The sequence below is a fragment of the Rhizobium sp. K33 genome (genome assembly GCF_056501445.1).
The window spans coordinates 1,140,907-1,159,130 of record NZ_CP096478.1 but is presented as its reverse complement, the minus strand read 5'-3'; the positions used below and the strand labels follow the sequence as shown (position 1 = coordinate 1,159,130).

At 61.5% G+C, this 18,224-nt stretch carries 13 protein-coding genes; 2 read left to right on the top strand and 11 right to left on the bottom strand.

What is annotated here, in order from left to right:
- Positions 1 to 7: 7 nt before the first annotated feature.
- Together M1E12_RS05710 and M1E12_RS05705 are read left to right on the top strand one after the other, a co-directional pair.
- Positions 8 to 805: a YoaK family protein gene (locus M1E12_RS05710; RefSeq protein ID WP_479564038.1), complete on the top strand. Its 798-nt coding sequence runs from the start codon at positions 8 to 10 to the stop codon at positions 803 to 805.
- A 139-nt stretch (positions 806 to 944) separates the two neighbouring features.
- A complete protein-coding gene (locus M1E12_RS05705; protein ID WP_479564037.1) occupies positions 945 to 2,177 on the top strand; it encodes a L,D-transpeptidase family protein in 1,233 nt (410 codons plus the stop codon).
- 2 nt (positions 2,178 to 2,179) lie between these two features.
- On the opposite strand, the gene dnaE is transcribed toward M1E12_RS05705, so the two are convergent.
- From dnaE to nuoL, 11 genes are all read right to left on the bottom strand, one after another.
- Positions 2,180 to 5,680, bottom strand: a complete 3,501-nt coding sequence (gene dnaE, locus M1E12_RS05700; RefSeq protein ID WP_479564036.1) for a DNA polymerase III subunit alpha — start codon at positions 5,678 to 5,680, stop codon at positions 2,180 to 2,182.
- A 331-nt stretch (positions 5,681 to 6,011) separates the two neighbouring features.
- Entirely contained in the window at positions 6,012 to 6,701 is a 690-nt protein-coding gene (locus M1E12_RS05695; protein ID WP_136542572.1) for an ABC transporter ATP-binding protein, read from the bottom strand.
- Positions 6,702 to 6,715: 14 nt separating this feature from the next.
- Complete coding sequence (locus M1E12_RS05690) at positions 6,716 to 8,023, bottom strand: lipoprotein-releasing ABC transporter permease subunit (RefSeq protein WP_113459411.1); 1,308 nt, start codon at positions 8,021 to 8,023, stop codon at positions 6,716 to 6,718.
- A 67-nt stretch (positions 8,024 to 8,090) separates the two neighbouring features.
- Complete coding sequence (proS, locus tag M1E12_RS05685) at positions 8,091 to 9,413, bottom strand: proline--tRNA ligase (protein ID WP_479564035.1); 1,323 nt, start codon at positions 9,411 to 9,413, stop codon at positions 8,091 to 8,093.
- 500 nt (positions 9,414 to 9,913) lie between these two features.
- Positions 9,914 to 10,192 carry a DUF1467 family protein gene (locus tag M1E12_RS05680; protein WP_113459410.1) on the bottom strand — a complete coding sequence of 93 codons (279 nt, stop codon included), beginning with the start codon at positions 10,190 to 10,192 and terminating at the stop codon, positions 9,914 to 9,916.
- Positions 10,193 to 10,338: 146 nt separating this feature from the next.
- Positions 10,339 to 10,743 (bottom strand): methylmalonyl-CoA epimerase, encoded by a 405-nt coding sequence (gene mce / locus M1E12_RS05675; RefSeq protein WP_479564034.1) that lies wholly within the window; start codon positions 10,741 to 10,743, stop codon positions 10,339 to 10,341.
- A 55-nt stretch (positions 10,744 to 10,798) separates the two neighbouring features.
- Entirely contained in the window at positions 10,799 to 12,466 is a 1,668-nt protein-coding gene (locus tag M1E12_RS05670) for a ribonuclease J (protein WP_136542576.1), read from the bottom strand.
- An 18-nt stretch (positions 12,467 to 12,484) separates the two neighbouring features.
- Positions 12,485 to 13,252, bottom strand: coding sequence for a biotin--[acetyl-CoA-carboxylase] ligase (locus tag M1E12_RS05665; RefSeq protein ID WP_479564033.1), 768 nt, complete (start codon positions 13,250 to 13,252; stop codon positions 12,485 to 12,487).
- The gene (gene nuoN / locus M1E12_RS05660) at positions 13,249 to 14,694 is read right to left on the bottom strand and encodes an NADH-quinone oxidoreductase subunit NuoN (protein ID WP_113459406.1); all 1,446 of its coding nucleotides are present in this window, start codon (positions 14,692 to 14,694) and stop codon (positions 13,249 to 13,251) included. The genes M1E12_RS05665 and nuoN overlap by 4 nt, the downstream gene beginning before the upstream one ends.
- 18 nt (positions 14,695 to 14,712) lie before the next feature.
- The gene (locus M1E12_RS05655) at positions 14,713 to 16,224 is read right to left on the bottom strand and encodes an NADH-quinone oxidoreductase subunit M (RefSeq protein ID WP_113459405.1); all 1,512 of its coding nucleotides are present in this window, start codon (positions 16,222 to 16,224) and stop codon (positions 14,713 to 14,715) included.
- The gene (gene nuoL, locus M1E12_RS05650) at positions 16,224 to 18,218 is read right to left on the bottom strand and encodes an NADH-quinone oxidoreductase subunit L (protein ID WP_479564032.1); all 1,995 of its coding nucleotides are present in this window, start codon (positions 18,216 to 18,218) and stop codon (positions 16,224 to 16,226) included. The genes M1E12_RS05655 and nuoL overlap by 1 nt, the downstream gene beginning before the upstream one ends.
- Positions 18,219 to 18,224 lie beyond the last annotated feature (6 nt).

The window sequence follows — 18,224 nt, the reverse complement described above, 5'->3', positions numbered from 1 at the left end:
CCACCCCGTGACGCATGCAGCCATCGGCATCGACAAAGATCAGCCTCGGCGAGCCGGCAGCCAGACCGGGCGGCTGCGGCTGTTTCGGATTGCGGCAGCCCATCGACGGACAGGGCGCAACGACCTGATGCTTGGCGCGATCCTCGCCTTTGTCGCCGGCGCCATGAACGCCGGCGGCTTTCTGGCGATCGGGCACTATACCTCGCATATGACCGGCATCGTCTCCGCAATCGCCGACAACCTGGCACTCGGGCTCTTCGGCCTTGTTGGCTCAGGCGTCGTGCTTCTCATCAGTTTCACCCTCGGAGCTGCCTGCTCGGCCATCTTGATCAACTGGGCACGGCGCCATGCGCGGCGGCAGCAATATGCCTATCCGCTGGCACTCGAATCCGGGCTTCTCATTGCCTTTGCCGGGGTCGGCGCCGTGGTTTCCCCTGAAGCCGCCGCCCCGGTCACCGCGGTGCTCCTTTGCTTCGTCATGGGGCTGCAGAACGCGACGATCACCAAGATATCGGGCGCACGCATTCGCACCACCCACCTCACCGGCATGATCACCGATATGGGCATCGAGCTCGGCAAGCTCGCCTATCGCAGCATTGCGCGTGCTCTCGACCACCCACCGATCGTGGCGGACGGCCGGAAACTTTCCATTCTGCTGCCGATCATCGGCATGTTTTTCCTGGGCGGACTTGTCGGGGCGCTCGGCTTCAAGCATCTCGGCCACGCATTCTCTCTGCCGATCGCCGCGCTGCTGCTGGCGGTTGCTTCGCCTCAGCTTCGACCACGACCGACTGCCGGCCCCTGATCGTGAAGCTTGATGTGACACCTGTGGACAGTTGATCACAGCGACGTGACAAGGCCGCGCTATACCGTTTCACAAAACTTTTCTTAAACATCGCCTCATAGACTGCTGGCATTCAGTTTTGCGTTTCAAGTGGTCGACCATGTTTCAGCGTTTCGCCCTCGCCTTCAGCCTATCTCTTGCGGCCAGCACGGCACTGGCCGCGGAGGGTCCGTTGCAGATCTTCGTCTCGAAGGCCGATCAGTCGCTCACCGTCTATGACGGCGACAAGGTTGTGGCGACGTCCAAGGTTTCGACCGGCAAACCCGGGCACACGACGCCTTCCGGCATCTTTTCGATCCTGGAAAAGCGCAAATATCACGAGTCCAATCTCTATTCGAACGCACCGATGCCCTTCATGCAGCGGCTGACATGGTCGGGGATCGCCCTGCATGAGGGCAAGGTCCCGAACCATCCGGCCTCGCATGGTTGCGTGCGCCTACCCAATGGCTTTGCCAAGACGCTCTTCCAGATGACCGAACGCGGGGCGCATGTGATCATCACCGACGATCCGGTGGTGCCGAAGCCTGTCGTCCACGCCAACCTGTTCACGCCGAGGCTGCCAGTCGACGATGGCGGGCTCTTGTCGGATGTGGAATTGCGTCCCGGCCGAGTTGAGGCGGGACTGAAGCCTGTGGAAGTGGCGATGAATTCCGTCACACCGCGCAGCGGTGCGGAAACCAAGCTCACGATCGAGGAGCCGCCACCGCTCAGGATCCTCATCACACGCCGCACCCAGCGCGATGTCGCGATGGACGTGCAGCGGCTGCTGAACCAGCTGGGCTTCGATTCCGGCGTTCCGGACGGTCTGCTTGGCTCGCGGACGATTGCGGCGATCAAGGCTTTCAAGGACAAGAATGCCATCGCAAGGGATCCGGAAATCCTGTCGAAGCCGTTCCTCGCTGCCCTCTACGCGCAAGCCGGCGAAGACCATCCGCCCATGGGCCAGTTGATGATCCGGCAGAAGTTCCAGCCGCTGTTCTCGGCACCCATCGATCTCAAGGAGCCTGAAAAGGCGCTCGGCACCCATTTCCTCGAAGCGACCGATGTCGACCGCTTCAAGCGCAAGGCAGTCTGGCGCGGCGTGACGCTCGACGACCACCTGCCCGCCTCCACCCAGAAGCGGCTTGGGATCACGATCCTGGCAGACGACCCTGCACTCTTCACGGCTGAAGCGGCACTTTCGCGCATTGTGATGCCCGATGAGCTGCGCGCCCGCATCGAGACCATGCTGAGCGAAGGGTCGTCGATCACCATTTCCGACACGGGCCTCGGTCAGGAGACTGGGAACGGCACGGATTTCATCACCGTGACACGGGCCAGGCCAAGGGTCTGAACTCAGACGAGCTCCACATCCAGAACGCCGGGCGTCGAGCGCATCGCCGCTGCGATCTCCGGCGAAATCCGGAAGCGCTCGGTGAGTTCCACCTCGATCTCGCGCTGCCCCTCGTCCTTGATGACGATGAAGGAGACGAGACCGTCACCCCTTGCGTTGAGATGGGCGGCCACGGCGCGCAGGGGACCGGAATCACGGACATAGACGCGCATGGCCTTCTGCATGCGGATCGACTGCTCTTCCAGCGACTGGGCCGTCTGGATGCGCAGGCCGATGCCTTCGGGGCGCTCTTCGGCCTGAACCGTGATCACCAGAGATTTCCCAGCCTCGAGGAGATCGCGATACTGGTTCAGCCCTTCGGAGAACAGCACCGCTTCGTACTGGCCTGAGGCATCCGAGAAGGTGACGATGCCCATCTTGTTGCCGGTGCGCGTCTTGCGCTCCTGCTTCGAAATCACCGTGCCGGCGAGACGACCGGCGGTGGCGCCCTGTTTCACCGCGACGGAGAAATCCGCAAAATTCTGAACGCGCAGCTTTTCAAGCAAGTCGCGATAGGCGTCGAGCGGGTGGGCGGAGAGATAGAAGCCGAGCACCTGAAATTCACGCATCAGCTTTTCCGAGGAGAGCCACGGCGTATAGGGCGCAAAGGCAATGCGCTCGGGGCCGCTGGCACCGCCTGCACCGAACATGTCGGACTGGCCGCTGACGGCGTTTTCCTGGGCGCGCTGGGCATAACCCATGATGCGATCGATGCTGCCGACGAGTTCGGCGCGGTCGCGGCCAAAGCAATCGAAGGCGCCGGCGGCGATCAGGCTTTCGAAGACGCGACGGTTGATCTGCTTGGGATCGATCCGGAGGCAGAAGTCCTCGATGCTGTCGAAGGGCTTGTCGCCGCGCACCTCGACGATGTGGTCGACGGCCCCCTCACCCACGCCCTTGATGGCGGCGAGCGCGTAATAGATGCGGTTCGGGCCGGTCTGGAAATGGCGATAGGATGTCTGGACCGAGGGCGGCACGACTTCGATGCCGAGACGGCCGGCATCCTGGCGGAAGTCGACCAGCTTTTCCGTGTTCGACATGTCGAGCGTCATCGAGGCGGCGAGGAACTCGACCGGGTAATGCGCCTTCATGTAGGCCGTCTGATAGGAGACGATGGCGTAGGCTGCCGCGTGCGACTTGTTGAAGCCGTAGTTCGCGAACTTGGCAAGCAGTTCGAAGATGTTCGTTGCCTGCGGCTTGGACACGCCATTCTTCATCGCACCGTCGACGAAACGGGCGGACTGCTTGTCCATTTCCTCCTTGATCTTCTTACCCATGGCGCGGCGCAGAAGGTCCGCTTCGCCGAGCGAGTAGCCCGACAGGACCTGAGCGATCTGCATGACCTGCTCCTGGTAGACGATAACGCCCTGGGTTTCCTTCAACAGGTAGTCGATCTTCGGATGGACGGAGGCAACCTCCTCCTCGCCATGCTTGCGGGCGTTGTAGACAGGGATGTTCTCCATCGGACCCGGGCGATAAAGTGCCACGAGCGCGATGATGTCCTCGATGCAGTCCGGGCGCATGCCAATCAGGGCCTTGCGCATGCCGGCGCTTTCCACCTGGAAGACGCCGACAGTCTCGCCGCGTGACAGCATGTCATAGGTCTTGACGTCATCGAGCGGGATCGCCGCCAGATCGACCTTGATGCCGCGTTGTTCCTCGACGAAATCGACCGCCGTCTTCAAAACGGTCAGCGTCTTCAGGCCGAGGAAGTCGAACTTCACGAGGCCGGCCTGTTCGACCCATTTCATGTTGAACTGGGTGACCGGCATGTCGGAACGCGGATCGCGATACATCGGCACCAGCTTCGACAGCGGGCGGTCGCCGATGACGATACCGGCGGCGTGGGTCGAGGCGTGACGGTAGAGGCCTTCGATCTTCTGGGCGATTTCCAGGAGGCGCGCGACGACAGGTTCCTCGTCGGCCGCCTCGCGCAGCTTCGGCTCCTCCTCGATCGCCTTCGACAGCGGCGTCGGATTGGCCGGATTGTTCGGCACGAGCTTACAGATCTTGTCGACCTGGCCGTAGGGCATTTCGAGCACGCGGCCGACGTCGCGCAGAGCCGCACGGGCCTGCAGCGACCCGAAGGTGATGATCTGACCCACCTGCTCGCGGCCGTATTTTCGCTGAACGTAGCGAATGACCTCTTCGCGGCGCTCCTGGCAGAAGTCGATGTCGAAGTCGGGCATCGAGACGCGTTCCGGATTGAGGAAGCGTTCGAAGAGCAGCGAGAAGCGCAAGGGATCGACGTCGGTAATCGTCAGCGCGTAGGCAACCAGCGAGCCCGCACCGGAACCACGGCCTGGGCCGACCGGGATGTCATGCTGCTTGGCCCATTTGATGAAGTCCGAAACGATCAGGAAGTAGCCAGGAAACTTCATGCGCTCGATGACCGAAAGCTCGAATTCCAGCCGCTCGCGATAGTCCTTTTCCTCGTAGCCCGGCGCCATGCCGAGCGCTGCGAGGCGCTGGTCGAGCCCCTCGACCGCCTGGCGGCGAAGCTCGAGCGCTTCCTCGCGTTCGGCCTCTTCCGGGTCATCACTGCCGCCGGTGAAGCGCGGCAGGATCGGCTTGCGGGTATCGAGGATGAAGGAGCAGCGTCGAGCGATCTCGACGGAATTCTCGAGCGCTTCCGGCAGATCGGCGAAGAGCTTCATCATGTCAGCCCGGCTCTTCAGATAATGGTCCGGGGTCAGACGGAAGCGATCGTCATTGGAGACGATGGCGTTGTGGGCAACCGCCATCAAGGCATCGTGGGCATCATAATCATCCCGCGCCGGAAAGAAGGCCTCGTTGGTGGCGACCAGAGGGATGTCATGCTGGTAGGCGAGCTGCACCATGCGCCGCTCATGCGTGCGATCGTATTCCCCGTGCCGCTGCAGTTCGACATAGAGTCGATCGCCGAACAGTTGCTTCAGCGCAAGAAGCCGGCTTTCCGCCTGAGCCTTGTGCCCGTCTTTCAGCATCCTGTCGACAGGACCACCGCCAGCGCCGGTGAGCAGGATCAGCCCTTCCGTGCCACTCTCTTCGAACCAGGAGAGCTTCACATGCGTCGGCTGCCCGGCATCGCCGCCGAGATAGGCACGGCTCACCAGATCGACGAGCCGTTCATACCCGTCTGCATCGGAGGCCAGAACAACGACGGAAGGCAGATCCGGGAGATGCCCGTTGCCACCGCGTTTTTCGCCGGTGGAATCCTCCATATCGATGGACAGCTGGCAGCCGATGATCGGCTGAATGCCGTCCCCGAGCGCCTTCTGGGAGAATTCCAGCGCGACGAAGAGATTGTTGGTATCTGTGATTGCGATCGCCGGCTGCTCGTCGGCAACAGCCTTGCCGAGGATCTTCTTAAGCGGCAGCGCGCCTTCGAGCAGCGAATAGGCGGAATGCACCCTCAGATGCACAAAACCGGGGCCATTGCCCTGCCCACCGGACGCTTCCTTAGCGACGCTGCCCTCGCCCATACCGCTTCATTCCTTGCTTCATGAATCGGTCGGGATTTTCGGTCTTCGCGTCCGCGAAGTCCAGAAGGAAGTCGGGCGGCAAAGCCTTCCTCACCAGCTTTGCCGCCCTTGATTTCAGAGAGCCATCATCAGCAGGGTCATGCTGGATACGAATACGGCCATCGAGGCAAATGCAGCAACGTCGCGAAGAATATCGGTCATTTCTGTCTCCTTGTCCCTTTATGTTTTTATTTTGTTCTTATCTTGTTCCAAAGTCAACCCAAAAAAACCGTGAACCTCGGTAGAGCGATTCTACCGAGGCACGGGCCTGCTTCAGACTGGGATTTGGGTCTTAGACCTCGAGTTCGACGACCTTGCCGTCGACGAGGGTCACACAGCGATCCATGCGGCGCGCGATGTCGTGATTGTGGGTCGCGATCATGGCCGAAAGACCGGACTGGCGGACGAGCGCTTCAAGCGCCGAGAAGACGTAGCTCGCCGTCTCCGGATCAAGGTTGCCGGTCGGCTCGTCTGCGAGCAAGACAAGCGGCGCGTTGGCAACCGCACGGGCAATGGCGACACGCTGCTGCTCACCGCCGGACAATTCGGCAGGCCGGTGGTCGGCACGGTGGCCGACGCGCATATAGTCAAGAAGCTGCTTGGCGCGTTCTGCGGCTTCCGGCTTGGACAGTCCCGCAATCAGCTGCGGCATCATTACATTTTCCAGCGCGGAGAATTCCGGCAGGAGATGGTGAAACTGATAGACGAAGCCAATCGACTTGCGGCGGATGGCGGTGCGTTCCTCATCGCCGAGCTCCTGGCAGGCGACACCGCCCACGGTGACTTCGCCGCCGTCGGGGTGTTCGAGCAGTCCCGCCACATGCAGAAGCGTCGACTTGCCGGTTCCTGACGGGGCGACCAGTGCAACCGTCTCACCGCTGCGCAGCGTGAAGTCCGCCCCCTTGAGGATCGAGAGGACAGTCTCGCCCTGACCATAATGGCGATCGATGCCGGTGAGCGTGAGAACCACGTCTTTTGCCATTGATTTCGGCATCCTCATTCGTAACGCAGGGCCTGAACCGGATCCAGGCGCGAAGCCCGCCAGGCCGGGAAGATGGTCGCCATGAAGGACAGGCTGAGCGCCATGATAACGACGGAGAGCGTCTCGCTCATGTTCATGTCGGCCGGCAGCTGGCTCAGGAAATAGAGTTCCGGATCGAAGAGCACGGTGCCGGAGACCCAGGAGAAGAACTGGCGGATGCTCTCGATGTTGAGACAGACGATCACGCCCAGAAAAACGCCGGCGATCGTGCCAACCGTGCCGATCGCGGCACCCGTCATGAAGAAGATCCGCATGATCGCGCCCGAGGTCGCGCCCATGGTGCGCAGGATGGCGATGTCGCTTGCCTTGTCCTTCACCAGCATGATCAGGCCGGAGATGATGTTTAGAGCCGCGACCAGAACGATCAGCGTCAGGATCATGAACATGACATTGCGCTCGACCTGCAGTGCGGAGAAGAAGGTCTGGTTGCGCTGGCGCCAGTCAGTGAGGAAGATCTGCCGGCCGGCGGCCTCCTCGATCTGCGGGCGAAGTTCGTCGACGGCGTCGGGATCGGCGATGAAGAGCTCGATCGACTGGACGATGCCTTCGACGTTGAAATAGAGCTGGGCCTCCTCGAGCGGCATATAGATGATCGAGGCGTCATATTCGGACATGCCGATCTCGAAGATGCCGGAGACCGGGTAGGATTTGACGCGCGGATTGACACCGAGCGGCGTGACATCGCCTTCCGGCGAGACGAGGGTGATGGTGTCTCCAGCGGCCAGACCAAGCTGAGCGGCCATGCGCGATCCGATCAAGACGCCCTGCCCCGTGGCAAAGCCGACCATGTCGCCGGAGCGGATGTTGGACGACACGACGGTGAGCTTCGTCAGATCATCCGGACGGATGCCGCGCACGAGCGCGCCGGTGCCGGCCCCTTCACGGCCCGAGGCCAGCGTCTGGCCCTCGACCAGCGGCAGCGCCATGGTGACGCCCGGGACTGCCGCAAAACGTTCGGCAAGCCCGGCATAATCGCTCAGCGGCTGGTCGACGGCCTGGACGATCATATGGCCGTTGATGCCAAGGATGCGCGAGACGAGCTCGGTGCGGAAGCCGTTCATCACGGCCATGACGATGATCAGGGTTGCGACACCCAGCATGATCCCGATGAAGGAGAAGCCGGCGATCACGGAGATGAAGGCTTCCTTGCGGCGGGCGCGCAGATAGCGCCAGGCCACCATGCGCTCAAAGCCGGAAAAGGCGCGCGCTGATGCCGCCTTCCCCTTGTCTGCCGTCTCGTTGCCAGCGGCCGTCGTCGCCATGGTCTCTCCTTGCCTCGGGATTGCGGTTTCGCACACCCAGTCTCGGTTCGGCTTGAGGCGAAAAGCCTCAGGCCGTCAGCTTGTTGATCGCGGCCTCGATCGTGAGGGTCTCGCGGGCGCCGGTCTTGCGGTCCTTGAGCTCCACCTCGCCAGCGGCGACGGCACGCGGACCGGCGATGACCTGGACGGGAACGCCGATCAGGTCGGCGGTCGCGAACTTGGTGCCCGCGCGATCGTCCGTGTCGTCATAGAGCACGTCCTTGCCGGCATTCTGCAGGGCGGTGTAGAGGCGGTCACAGGTCGTGTCGCAGCCCTCATCACCCGGCTTCATGTTGATCACAACGGCATCGAAGGGCGCGACAGACGCCGGCCAGATGATTCCGTTCTCGTCATGCGAGGCTTCGATGATGGCGGGAACAAGGCGTGTCGGGCCGATGCCATAGGAGCCCATGTGGACAAGGTGTTCCTTGCCATCGGGACCCTGCACCTTGGCGCCCATCGGCTCGGAATATTTCGTGCCGAAATAGAAGATGTGACCAACCTCGATGCCGCGCGCCGAGAGGCGGTCGCTGTCCGGGATCGCACCGAAGGCGGCCTCATCATGCATTTCCGAGGTTGCGGCATAGACCGAGGTCCACTTGTCGAAGATCGACTGCAGACCGTCGACACTGTCGAAATCAGTATCGACAGAAGGAATATCGAAGTCGACGAAGCTCTTGTGGCAGAAGACTTCCGATTCACCGGTATCGGCCAGGATGATGAATTCGTGGCTGTGATTGCCGCCAATCGGGCCGGTGTCGGCGCGCATCGGGATGGCGCGCAGGCCGAGACGATCGAAGGTGCGCAGGTAAGCGACGAACATCTTGTTGTAGGAATGTATCGCGTCGGCCTGGGTCAGGTCGAAGGAATAGGCGTCCTTCATCAGGAATTCGCGCGAGCGCATGGTGCCGAAGCGCGGACGGATCTCGTCACGGAACTTCAGCTGGATGTGGTAGAGGTTGAGCGGCAGGCTCTTGTAGGACTTCACCGACGAGCGGAAGATGTCGGTGATCATCTCCTCGTTGGTCGGGCCGTAGAGCATGGGGCGGTCCTGCCGGTCGCGGATGCGCAGCATTTCCTTGCCGTAATCCTCGTAACGACCGCTTTCCTGCCAGAGCTCGGCCGACTGCAGGGTCGGCATCGACAGCTCGATGGCACCAGCACGGTTCTGCTCTTCGCGAATGATGGCGTTGACCTTGTCGAGCACGCGTTTGCCGAGCGGCAGCCAGGAATAGATGCCCTGGCTTTGCTGGCGGATCATGCCCGTCCGCAGCATCAGGCGGTGGGAAACGATTTCCGCTTCCTTGGGATTTTCCTTGAGGATCGGCATGAAGTAGCGCGACAGACGCATAACGAATTCCAGATGGTTGTCGATGCCGCGCAAACGCGCGGAATCAGCGATTAAGGATGGATATCAGGAAGCGTTCATAGCCTTTTGGTCTTCAGAAGAAAACCCGCAAGCGCCGTTCACGGTCCCTGCCCACAGCTGGGCCGATTTCGCAGCGCCAAGAGCCACCCTGGGTACAGAAATCGTGCCGACAAGCCCTGCAGATCCGGCCATTCCATGACTTTCATGCGACAAAAACATCTGCAGAAATTTTTTTTGGTGACTGTAACAAATCTGCAAGATTCAGGGGTGACAACGGTCACTGATTGGGCTAGGTTCAGCCCATAAAAGAGGCAGGGAGTTCAAATCTTTGCCACACTCGCGGTCAAGTCTTGGGAGGATCAGATCTAGGCGCGCACGTTCGCAGCCCCTTAAATGGTGAAGGATCACGCGAAGCTTCGAACAAGGTCTTTTGACCTTGTTTTTTTTTGCCTTATCGACAGATGCGTCGTTGCCGTGGGAGATCAGGCTTTGGGCTCAAGGCCCGGCATGATGACGGGCAAGTCATTGAAGCCGATGCCGAAATAGGCGCCGGCCACATACCAGGCGCCATAGATCAGGCCCGATACGATCGTGGTCGTCAGGAATATGCGCAGGGCCCGGAATCGCGCGGGCGCACTCGCGACCGTCCCCGGCACGACCTCCTGCTCTTCGTCCTGGGTGCGCAGTCCAATCGGCAGGACGGCGAACAGCGTCAGCCACCAGATCACGAAATAAACCGCCAGTCCCGACAGGATCGCCATGATGTCTCGCTCCAGACTTGAGCGGCAGGTCCCTACCTGCGCCGTCCGCCTCCTATAAGCGCGGATGCCATCCGGCACAAAGACAAAAGAGTCGCAGGTCGGATTTGTCGGCGATCAAGAAGACTTCATCGCTGCGTGACTGCGCTTCAGACCTGTTCGAGTTCGATCAAGGTGCCGAAGAAGTCTTTAGGATGGAGAAAGAGCACCGGTTTGCCATGGGCACCGATCTTCGGCTCGCCGCTGCCGAGCACCCGGGCGCCGGATGCGGAGAGCTGGTCGCGGGCGGCCAGGATGTCGTTCACCTCGTAGCAGATGTGGTGCATGCCACCTGCCGGGTTCTTTTCGAGGAAGGCGGCGATCGGGGAGGCCTCGCCGAGCGGCTCCAGGAGTTCCACCTTGGTGTTCTCCAGTTCGACGAAGACGACGGTCACCCCATGCTCAGGCAAAGCCTGCGCCTGCGAGACCTTGGCGCCCAGCGTTTCGCGATAGCTCGCGGTCGCCACAGCGAGATCCGGGACGGCAATGGCGATGTGATTGACGCGGCCGAGCATGGTTTCCTCCTGACATTGCGGGCAAAGATTAGGTCATCCCTGCCCGCGCCGTCCCTCAGACTTTCGTCAGGAAGACGGTGACCACGGGCTTCTTGCCCCAGGCCTCGTTGGCGGTGGAGCGGACTGCCCGGCGAACCGCCTCGCGTACGGTCTCCAGATCCTTCCGGCGGCTGCGCGGGATGCTTTCAACGGCACCGAGTACTGCATCATAGAGCGTGTCTTCCATCGACTCGCCCTCGTCATCATACTCCGGCAGACCGAAGGGTACGACCTCGGGATCGCCGAGGAAGTCGAAGCGGCTGTCGAGCAGGACGCTCACTGCTACATGGCCGACATAGGCCAGCTTCTTGCGGTCGGCGATGCCCATTTCCTCGATGTCGCCGACGAGCTTGCCGTCCTTGTAGACGCGGCCGAAAGGCGCCTGATCGATGACTTCGGCCGGACCGGGGGCAAGCCGCAGCACATCGCCATTGCGCACGCGCGGAACGGTCGGAATGCCGGCCTGCAGCGCGAGCTCCTTCTGGGCGACCAGATGCGCAGCTTCGCCATGCACCGGCACGAGGATCTGTGGGCGGACCCACTCGTACATCTTGAGGAGCTCGTTGCGGCGGGGATGTCCGGAGACATGCACCAGCGCCTCGTTGTCCGTGACGATGTGCACGCCCTGCTCGATCAGACCGTTCTTGATCTCCAGGATCGCCTTCTCGTTGCCCGGGATTGCGCGGGACGAGAACACCACGGTGTCGCCCGAGGTGAGGGCCACATTGCGCATCTCGTCGCGCGAGAGCTTGGCGAGTGCCGCACGCGGCTCGCCTTGGCTGCCGGTCAGGATGACGACGATCTTGTCACGCGGGATGAAGCCGTATTCATCCTCGGCGATGAAGGGCTTGATGCCCTGCATGATGCCGATGTCCTGGGCTACATTCGTCACCCGCTTCAGCGAGCTGCCGAGCAGCAGAACTTCTCGACCGGCAGCTTCGGCCGCCTGGGCGATCGAGCGGATGCGGCCGACATTGGAGGAGAAGGTGGTGATCGCAACGCGGCCCTCGGCCGCTTCGATGATCTTCTGCAGGCCTGCCGAGACTTCCTCCTCGGAGGGCGACACGCCGTCACGCACGGCATTCGTCGAGTCGCAGAGCAGTGCCAGCACGCCTTCGTCGCCGACGGCGCGGAAACGGGCCTCATCGGTCAGCGGCCCGAGCGAGGGGTTATGGTCGATCTTCCAGTCACCGGTATGCACGACATTGCCGAGCGGCGTGCGGATGACGAGCGACATCGGTTCGGGGATCGAGTGGTTGACGCCGATCGCCTCGATCTCGAAGGGACCGACATTGATGCGGTCGCCCTGCTTGAAGGGCGTGATCGGGATTTCGGCGCGCGAGCCTTCGTAGTCGCGCTTGGCTTCCAGCATGCCGGCCGTAAAGCGCGAGGCATAGACCGGCACGTTGAGGCCCGGCCAAAGGTCGTTCAGAGCGCCGTAATGGTCTTCATGGGCATGGGTGATGATGATGCCCTTGAGGTTCTTCTTCTGCTTCTTGATGAACTCGATATCCGGCAGAACGAGATCGACGCCCGGCAGATCGGGACCGGCGAAGGTCACGCCGCAGTCGACCATGATCCATTGGCGATTGGACGGCGGTCCATAGCCGTACAATGCGAGGTTCATGCCGATTTCACCCACGCCGCCCAGCGGCAGGAAAACCAGTTCGTCGTTATTGGCCATTCTCACTTCCGATCCAGTCTACCCGAAAAACACGTCTCCGGCCGCGACCGACATCATTCCGTCGGGGCCCCGGTCGAGCAACAAAATTCCCTTATCATCGATTCCGGAAAAGATACCGGAAATCGAGCGGTCCGGCAGGTTCACCGTGATTTTCTCACCAATGCCACAGGCGACACGGCGCCAGCGGCGGACAATCTCGGCGATCCCCCTGCCCCCATCCCAGACGGAGAGCACCTCTGCCATTTCGGCAAAGAGATGCGCAAAGAACTCCGGCGGCGAGATTGACGCACCCTGGTCGGCGAGCGAGGTCACCGGGTAGAGCGTGACATCCGGGCGGTGGGCGATGTTGATGCCGATGCCGATCGCGAGCGCCATGCGGCCGTCCGAGAGACGCTCTGCCTCGAGCAGAATGCCAGAGGTCTTCTTGCGGCCGATCAACACGTCGTTGGGCCACTTTATCTCCACGACCTCGCCGCCTGCCGGCATAACCGATTGCACGGCGGCATGGACGGCCAATGCTACGGCGAGCGGCAAGGACCCAAGGTCCTCTGGCGGCGCCGGGTCGATCAGCAGAAGTGTCGAATAAAGGTTGCCGCGCTCCGACACCCATGGCCGACCGCGGCGGCCGCGGCCGCCGGTCTGGCGCTCTGCCGTGACCCACAGAAAACCGGAATCGCCCGCGCGAGCGCGGGCGAATGCTTCCGTATTGGTGGACGAGACTTCGTCTAAGGCTTCGTGCCGGAAATCGTCGAGCGAGATCCGGCCCGGTTTACCAAGGCTGGTCAATTAAACAACGTCTTTGCAGCAGCTTCCGCGGCCGTACCGAGCGGGCCGCCGAAGAGGACATAACCAACCACGAAGAGGCCGGAGAGACCGAAGACGAGACGCAGTTCGACGGCCGTGCGGGCGAACTCACCCTTGGCTTCGTCGAACCACATGACCTTGATGATGCGCAGGTAGTAGTAGGCGCCGATGACCGATGCCAGAACACCGATGATGGCGAGCGCATAGAGCTTGGCTTCGATGGCGGCCACGAAGACGAAGTACTTGGCGAAGAAGCCTGCGAGCGGCGGAATGCCGGCGAGCGAGAACATCAGCGCGGTCAGCACGAAGGCCATGAAGGGACGCGTGGTCGAAAGGCCGGCGAGATCGTCGATGTTCTCGACATTGCCGCCTTCCTTCTGGCGCATGGCCATGATGCAGGCGAATGTGCCGAGCGTCATCACCAGATAGATCATCATGTAGAGCAGGACGCCAGCGACGCCGGTGTCATTGCCGGCGGCGAGACCGACCAGTGCATAACCCATGTGACCGATGGAGGAATAGGCCATCAGTCGCTTGATGTTCTTCTGGCCGATGGCGGCGACAGAGCCGAGCACCATCGAGGCGATCGCGATGAACACGACGATCTGCTGCCATTCCGCGAAGATCGGCAGGAAGGCATCGATGACGATACGGACGAAGATCGCCATGGCGCCGATCTTCGGGGCAGCCGCCAGGAAGGCGGTGACCGGGGTCGGTGCGCCCTCGTAGACATCCGGCGTCCACATGTGGAACGGCACGGCCGAGATCTTGAATGCCAGACCAGCCAACACGAAGACGAGGCCGAAGATCAGGCCGAGCGACGGTTCGCCGGTCGAGAGCACGGCAGCAATTTCATCGAAGCCGGTGTTGCCGGTGAAGCCATAGACCAGCGACATGCCGTAGAGCAGCATGCCCGACGACAGAGCGCCGAGGACGAAGTACTTCAGACCAGCTTCAGTCGAACGCAGGCTGTCGCGGTTGATCGCAGCGACGACATAGAGAGCGAGCGACTGCAGTTCGAGCGCCATGTAGAGCGTGATCAGGTCGTTGGCCGAGATCATCAGCATGACGCCAAGCGTCGCGAGCACCAGCAGGACCGGGAACTCGAACTTGTCGAGATGGTCGTAGCGGGCGTGGCCGACCGCCATGATCATCGCCGTCACCGAACCGATGAGGGCGAGGATCTTCATGAACTTGGCATAGCCGTCGGCGAGATAGGCGCCGTTGAAGGCTTCGCCTTCGTTGCCGGCGAAGAGCAGCCATGCACCGGAGAAGATCAGAAGCGCGATCGCAAGGCCCGTGACGACACTGTTCGACCGATCGCCCGAAAACACGCCGATCATGAGCAGCACCATGGCGCCCACGGCCAGGATCAATTCCGGCGTGACCAGATGCAGGCTAGCAATGAGAGTTTCAACGGTCATGTCCAAAGGATCCTGTCGTCAGTTCGCAATCAGCGCCAGGGACTGGGCTGCTTGCAAGGCTGCGGAGTAGTTGTTCACCAGATTGTCGACGGAAGCGGCGGTCGCATCGAGGATGGGAGCCGGATAGACGCCGAAGAAGATGGTGAGTGCGATCAGCGGGTAGAGAACCAGCTTTTCGCGAGCGGAAAGGTCGAGCATCGCCTTCAGGCTTTCCTTCTCCAGCGCACCGAAGACCACCCGGCGATAGAGCCAGAGCGCGTAGGCTGCCGAGAGGATGACGCCGGTCGCGGCAAAGAGCGCGACCCAGGTGTTGACGCGGAAGACGCCGATCAGGGTCAGGAACTCGCCGATGAAGCCCGAGGTGCCCGGCAGGCCAACATTGGCCATGGTGAAGACCATGAAGGCCAGCGCGTATTTCGGCATGTTGTTGACCAGACCACCATAGGCCGCGATTTCGCGGGTGTGGAGACGGTCATAGATCACGCCGACGCAGAGGAAGAGCGCGCCGGAGACGAAGCCGTGGCTGATCATCTGGAAGATCGCACCCTGCACGCCCTGCTGGTTGGCGGCGAAGATACCCATGGTCACGTAACCCATATGGGCGACGGAGGAATAGGCGATCAGCTTCTTGATGTCTTCCTGCATCATCGCGACCAGCGAGGTGTAGATGATGGCGATGACCGACAGCGCGAAGACAAAGGGCGCGAACATGTCGGAGGCCAGCGGGAACATCGGCAGCGAGAAGCGCAGGAAGCCGTAGCCGCCAAGCTTCAGGAGGATGCCCGCCAGGATGACGGAACCGGCCGTCGGTGCCTGAACGTGAGCGTCCGGCAGCCAGGTATGAACAGGCCACATCGGCATCTTCACTGCAAAGGACGCGAAGAAGGCAAGCCATAGCCAAGTCTGCATCTGCGGCGGGAAGTCATGCTGCAGAAGTGCTGCGATATCGGTCGTGCCGGCATCCCAGTACATGGCCATGATGGCGAGCAGCATCAGCACCGAGCCGAGCAGCGTGTAGAGGAAGAACTTGTAAGACGCGTAGACGCGATCCTTGCCACCCCAGACGCCGATGATGATGAACATCGGGATGAGGCCGGCTTCGAAGAAGACGTAGAAGAGCACGATGTCGAGCGACACGAAGACGCCGATCATCAGGGTCTCGAGCACCAGGAAGGCGATCATGTATTCCTTCAGGCGCTTCTCGACCGAGGTCCAGCTCGCGAGAATGCAGAAGGGCATGAGCAGCGTCGTCAGGATGACGAAGAGCATCGAGATGCCGTCGACGCCGACGTGATAGGAGATCCCCGTTCCGAGCCAGGAATGCTTCTCAACCATCTGGAAGCCGACATTGGAATTGTCGAAGTTGATCCAGATGAAGAGCGACACGACGAAGGTGAAGACCGTCGTCAGCAGCGAGACGTTCAGGATGTTGCGGCGGCCGAGAGAGGTGTCACCACGGGTCAGCAGGAGCAGAGCCACGCCGACCAGAGGAAGGAAGGTGACCGTCGAGAGAATGGGCCAATCGGTCATCAGAGGGAGCTCCCGAGCATCATCCAGGTAACGAGGGCCGCAATGCCGATGAGCATCGCGAAGGCATAGTGGTAGAGGTAGCCGGACTGCAGGCGGACGACCTTCTGGGTCAGGCCGCCGACGGCCGAGGCGACACCGTTCGGGCCATAGGCGTCGATGGTGGCAACGTCACCCTTCTTCCAGAGGAAGCGGCCGAGCGCCTTGGAGGACCGAACGAAGAGGAAGTCGTAGAGCTCGTCGAAGTACCACTTGTTGAGCAGGAACTGGTAGAGCATCCACTGCTGTTCTGCGAGCTTCTTCGGTGCCGACGGGTTCTTGATGTACATGTACCAGGCGGTGACGAAGCCGAGCGCCATGGCGACGAACGGGCTCCATTTCACCCACTTCGGCACTTCATGATACTCTTCGAGGATCGTGTTGGTCGGCAGCGTGAAGAGTGCGCCCTTCCAGAATTCGGCATAGTGGTGGCCGAAGAAGTAGTCGTGGAAGATCACGCCAGCAACGACAGCGCCAATGCCGAGCAGAAGCAGCGGCAGCAGCATGACCATCGGCGATTCATGGACATGGTGCATGACATCAGCGGAAGCGCGCGGCTTGCCGAAGAAGGTCATGAAGGCCAGACGCCACGAATAGAAGCTGGTGAAGAGCGCTGCGATCACGAGCAGGGTGAAGGCGAAGCCGCCGACAGCCGAATGCGAGGCGAAGGCAGACTCGATGATCGCGTCCTTCGAGAAGAAGCCGGCAAAGCCGATGATCGTGCCGGGGATACCGACGCCGGTCAGTGCCAGCGTACCGATCGTCATCGCCCAGAAGGTATAGGGGATGTGCTTGCGCAGGCCACCCATGTAACGCATGTCCTGCTCGCCATCGACGGCGTGGATGACGGAACCCGCACCCAAGAACAGGAGCGCCTTGAAGAAGGCGTGCGTGAAGAGGTGGAAGACGGCTGCACCATAGGCGCCGACGCCGAGTGCCACGAACATGTAGCCGAGCTGCGAGCAGGTCGAATAGGCGATGACGCGCTTGATGTCGTTCTGCACGAGGCCGACGGTCGCGGCGAAGAAGGCCGTGATCGCACCGACGATGGTGACAATGGTAAGCGCATCCGGCGAAAGTTCGAAGATCGGCGACATGCGGGCGACGAGGAAGACGCCGGCGGTGACCATGGTTGCGGCGTGAATGAGAGCCGAGACCGGGGTCGGGCCTTCCATGGCGTCCGGCAGCCAGGTGTGCAGCAGGAACTGGGCCGACTTACCCATCGCGCCCATGAAGAGCAGCAGGCAGGCGCCGGTCAGCGCGTGGCTGCGGTCGAGCTCGAGGCCGAAGAGGTTCAGCACGACTTCCGGAGCCGCATTCGGATCAGCCGGCAGATAGGACTGGGCCGAGGCGAAGATGGTCTCGAAGTTGATCGAGCCGAACATCACGAAGATCGCGGAGATGCCGAGAATGAAGCCGAAGTCACCGACGCGGTTGACGATGAAGGCCTTCATGGCGGCAGCCGACGCCGAGGGCTTCTTGAACCAGAAACCGATCAGCAGATAGGACGCGAGGCCCACGCCTTCCCAGCCGAAGAACATCTGCAGCAGGTTGTCCGACGTGATGAGCATGAGCATCGCGAAGGTGAAGAGCGACAGATAGGCAAAGAAGCGCGGCCGATGCGGGTCGTGATGCATGTAGCCGATCGAGTAGAGGTGCACGAGGCACGACACCGAGTTGACGACGACGAACATGACGGCGGTCAGCGTGTCGACGCGGAAGGCCCATTCGACGTCGATGCCGCCGGACTGGATCCAGCGCAGGACCGGAACCTTGATGACCTCGTGAGCCTCATGGCTCATGGCCACGTTGAAGAAGACGATCCAGGAGAGCACCGCGACGATGATCATCAGACCGGTGGTGACGTATTCCGAAGCCTTGGCGCCGATCTGTCGACCGAACAGGCCGGCGATCAGGAAGCCGATCAGGGGGAGAAAGACGATAGCCTTGTAGATCATGACCCG